Annotated in this window: 1 protein-coding gene and 1 pseudogene; both read left to right on the top strand. The window is 40.8% G+C overall.

Annotated features, from left to right (window positions below; translation table 11 throughout):
* Positions 1–298: 298 nt before the first annotated feature.
* Positions 299–754: pseudogene (locus FS875_RS09880) on the top strand (late control protein); the annotation flags it as partial.
* Positions 751–1,506 (top strand): DnaB-like helicase N-terminal domain-containing protein (locus FS875_RS09875; RefSeq protein ID WP_281282259.1); only part of this gene is annotated, 756 nt, incomplete at its 3' end. The pseudogene FS875_RS09880 and the gene FS875_RS09875, both read left to right, overlap by 4 nt.

The following is a 1,506-nucleotide window of genomic DNA, read 5'->3' as shown; positions in this document are numbered from 1 at the left end:
CAGACACTTCAAGGTCTTTAGCATGGACATTGAATTGGATATTAAACAGCACGATAGCGGCTGTCGCCATAGATGACAGAAGGGATTTTTTATACACGAATACTCTCCTTTTAAAGCCCCCAATATTTACTTCCCCGCAGTCTTCAAAAGAAGAAAAGAAAATAGATATTGCTTTTCGTTAATTACGCATAACTTTGGTAATTTATTTTGTTTTCTCTGTCAAAGTTAAAGTTGAATTTATCTATAAATACGCAATAGTTAAATTTAATTTATAATATATTTTTCAGTATATTTAAAAAATAAGTTTTTATTTTTAAGCGGGGACAATCTCCCCCTCCAGACAATTCATCAACAGGAGTGTTCACACTGGGAATTTAGTCTCGAGCCGCGCACCCAATATGGCATGATAGAAGCACGATATTTTGATCGCGCAAAAGGGCAACAACACGTTGTTACGCATCGCACAGGGTATACGGGGCCCATTCGCCGTCTGCGGACGTGTTATCCTTGTGAGCAAGAAGCACAAGCTGCCGCTGCTTCTGAGTCGGATAGGCTTTGTCGAGCCATGGGTAGTGGTTCTTTAAGCCTTGAGGGGCGCCCTGAAATCATGGCCGGTCAACCGCTTTTGCAAGGGTTTCGAGGCGAAATCAATGGCACATGGCATGCTGCAACCGTGATCCATTGCTATGAGAAGCAAAGCGGATACACCACAGAAATTAGCTTTGAGGCACCAGATAAGGGGAAAGAGGCATGAGAAACCTAAACGTGTTAGAAACAGAAAAACCAAGAGACAATTTTGCCCCTTCTTTTCGGCAACTTCCCCATAATATTGAAGCAGAACAAGCTTTGCTTGGGGCCATCATGATCAATAATGATGCTCTTGAGAGTGTTTCTGATTTTCTCAAATCAGAACATTTTTTTGAAGCTCTCCATCAAAGGCTTTTTGATATCATCTTACAAATTGTTCAAAAGGGAAAAGTTGCAGACCCGATTACCATGAAGCCCTTTATTGCAAATGATGAGAAAATTGGAGATATCACAGTCTTTAATTATGTTGTTCGTTTAGCCAAAGAAGCTGTCACAATCATCAATACTCGAGATTATGGACAGGTTATTTATGATCTGTTTATTCGGCGCTCTTTAATTAACCTTGGCACTCAAATTGTAAATAGCTCTTTTGATTCTCCCTTAGAACTTACCCCTTCGCAACAAATTGAAGCGATTGAAAATCAGTTGTTTGCATTGGCAGAGAAAGGCAAATATGGAGGGGGTTTTGAAAACTTTGATAGAGCCATTACAAAAGCCATTAACATGGCAAGTGCTGCAAAACAGCGTTCCTCACAGCTTTCTGGCATGGCGACTCATATAAAAACTCTTGATGATAAAATGGGCGGGTTGCAACCATCTGATTTGATTATCCTAGCAGGGCGCCCTGGGATGGGTAAAACGTCCCTTGCAACCAATATTGCCTTTAATATTGCCAATGCTTGCAAGCGTCATGATGAC

The sequence above is a fragment of the Bartonella saheliensis genome (genome assembly GCF_902162175.1).
The sequence above is the reverse complement of the archived record's forward strand: the minus strand, read 5'-3'. Positions and strand labels throughout refer to the sequence as shown.